Source organism: Blautia sp. CAG:237 (genome assembly GCF_000436615.1).
Classification (GTDB): domain Bacteria; phylum Bacillota; class Clostridia; order Lachnospirales; family Lachnospiraceae; genus Blautia_A; species Blautia_A intestinihominis.
This window is the reverse complement of record NZ_FR886707.1, coordinates 1-2,467: the sequence shown is the minus strand read 5'-3', so window position 1 is coordinate 2,467 and position 2,467 is coordinate 1. Positions and strand designations below refer to the sequence as shown.

2 protein-coding genes are annotated in these 2,467 nt (G+C 39.1%); both read right to left on the bottom strand.

From position 1 onward, the window contains the following. Nucleotides 1-147: 147 nt before the first annotated feature. The gene (locus QZL69_RS03835) at nucleotides 148-999 is read right to left on the bottom strand and encodes a sigma-70 family RNA polymerase sigma factor (RefSeq protein WP_291518147.1); all 852 of its coding nucleotides are present in this window, start codon (nucleotides 997-999) and stop codon (nucleotides 148-150) included. Between the two features lie 301 nt (nucleotides 1,000-1,300). Beyond that, nucleotides 1,301-2,164 (bottom strand): hypothetical protein, encoded by an 864-nt coding sequence (locus QZL69_RS03830; RefSeq protein ID WP_118252492.1) that lies wholly within the window; start codon nucleotides 2,162-2,164, stop codon nucleotides 1,301-1,303. Nucleotides 2,165-2,467 lie beyond the last annotated feature (303 nt).

Below are 2,467 nucleotides of genomic sequence, written 5' to 3'. Positions count from 1 at the left end.
GCAATGGTGCTCTCCAGTTCCGAACTCATGATAATGGTTCCGTCTTTTATATACTTTTCTATCCCATTCTGATCTTCATAGTTTGTTCCAGAGAATTTCAAGCCCATTTTTACTCCTGTCTGTCAGTCAACTCTTGTCATTTTCCTTTTATTCTATATACTTATGTAAAATTCTGCCTCTGACTGGATGACGCAGTTTGCGTAATGCTTTCGCTTCAATCTGCCTTATACGTTCTCTGGTTACGCCAAATTTCTGGCTAACTTCCTCCAGTGTATATTCTTTTCCATCTGTCAGCCCATATCTCAGCCTGAGGATTTCTTTTTCTCTCGGAGCCAGTGTATCCATCACCTGATCCAGTGCCTCAGCAGCTTTATGAATGTCTATTTCTTTCTCTACTTCTTCCATTTCTGTAATGAATTCTTCTGGCACGTCATTTGTATAGCAATTGCTTTCTTCTATGTAGTTTTCTGCAAAATACTGCTCCATGGATTCTTCCGGAATCATTGCATCCATAGCAATTTCTATCTCTTCTACTGACAGATTTGTTTCCTTCCGAAGAAGTTCAAATGCTTCCTTCTTCTCTGATTCTTTAAGATTTCCAGGTTTATATCCATTATCTCTCAGTTTACGGTATACTTTAAAGTAATTTCTTTTGTGATCAGGTGGATAATGCATTGTCTTCCTTGTTGTTTCCTGATTTCTGTCAAATCTGCTTATGATATAAGTGTGTGCATATTCCTCAAATATACCGCATCTGTCAATATTGTAGTTATTTGCTGCCACAACAAGCCCTATATGCGCTTCCGAAATTGCATCTATGATATTCATTTCGTTCTCTTCCGCTCTTTGTAAACCCAGTCTTACCGCATATCTCGTATACAGTTCTATAAGCCTTTCCGTTGCTTTTTTGTCCTTTTTTCTCAGCCCGGCTTCCAACTGCTGTATTTCCTCATCTTCCGGAAGTTCGATTTCTCTTACTTCGTCTATGAATTCTTCCATGGACGGATCCATTTCTACTACTTTTTTATAAATTTTTTCATAATCTACGTTTGCATATGGTCTGTAGCTGATATTACTTCTCAGTAACCTGTTCCTTTCTTTTTGAATAGTATTTATTAATTTTCGGGTTCCCTGTGCAAAAGCTGTTTGTATCTTATCTTTCTGCCAGCAGCAACTGAACAATTCGTGGATCTGTTTCTGTATTTTCCACAGTGGTTGCATACTCCAGAAGTTTGTCTGCATTTTCCTTCCCAATATATTTTTGTCTGATTGCGCGTTTTACAAGTTTCCAGTCATCTCTCTATATGATCCACTCTGTGACCGGATCGGTTTTCTCCCACAGTGTTTCCGAAACTGCATATCGCATCAGGCGTTTCAGCCATTTCCCACGCATGATTCCAGCCTTTGCATTATCCTTTGGCATCTTTACTTCATACTGGTTCAGCTTCACGAAGTTTTTTCTTATGCCAGATTTTAATCTTATCATATCCAGTGCAACGATCTCACCTGATATGATATCCTGTACTTCATCTGTGATATCAAGCGGTCCATATTTCTTTGTCAACAACATGAAACATCGGACACAATTTATAAATTTAGATTCTGTCATATCATCCAGATCATCCCAGTTCAGGTTTGTCCAAAAGATTTCACGCATCTCACCTTCTGCCATTATCGTTCTGCTCAGATAGTCCAGAAGTCGTCGCTGAATATCCCTTATGATTATTATGTCTGGCTCTCTTTCTATTTCAAAGGTTCGAACAAATAATTTAAAAAACCAGAAATTTTCGTTCTCGTTATATGCGTTCCATTCGTACAGCTTTCGTTCTATGCTTTTTTTGTCTTTTCTCCTGTTATTCAGCCATTCCAGATAAGTTCTCAGTTCCTGCAGATCCCGGCTACGGTGTGTTTTTATGTAATATTTCAGCAGGGTGGTATTCTGAGCCTCATAAATGGCAGATAACCGCACCTGTGATGCCAGTTCTCCGTATTCTTTTATAAATTTCTCAGTACGTTCTTCGTTCAGAAAAGCAATCGCACTTTCCAGTCCCGGACTCATTATGACTGGCTGTTCTTCCACAAATTTTTCAGTTTCAGCCTGATTGTTTAACAGAATCGCAGCCGTCAGTGGTCTTTCCACATAAAAGAAGGATCTTTCTCCCATTAAAGTCTCCCATGACCAGACATCTACTTTTATTGCTCCTGGACACTCATATGCGTCTTTAAAGATATCCCAGTGTATATCGTCTGTTTTCATTTGCAGGCATTGTTCCAGTTGCTTTTCATCTTGAATTTTAAATGACCAGTCCATATCGTCTTCCGGCCATTCTCTGTCTTCGTTCATTGACATAGAGGATTTCCCGCATGACTCTCTCCAGAATTCTTTTTCGGATATTTGTACGTTTCCTGGTTTTTCTGATCTTAAAGGTATTCTTAAAGACATTTTTCCTCCCTGCTATGGCGGCAC

Coding starts and splice junctions, on each gene's coding strand:
- QZL69_RS03830 (WP_118252492.1), bottom strand. CDS start 2,164: ATGGGAGAAAGATCCTTCTTTTATGTGGAAAGACCACTGACGGCTGCG.
- QZL69_RS03835 (WP_291518147.1), bottom strand. CDS start 999: ATGGAAGAATTCATAGACGAAGTAAGAGAAATCGAACTTCCGGAAGAT.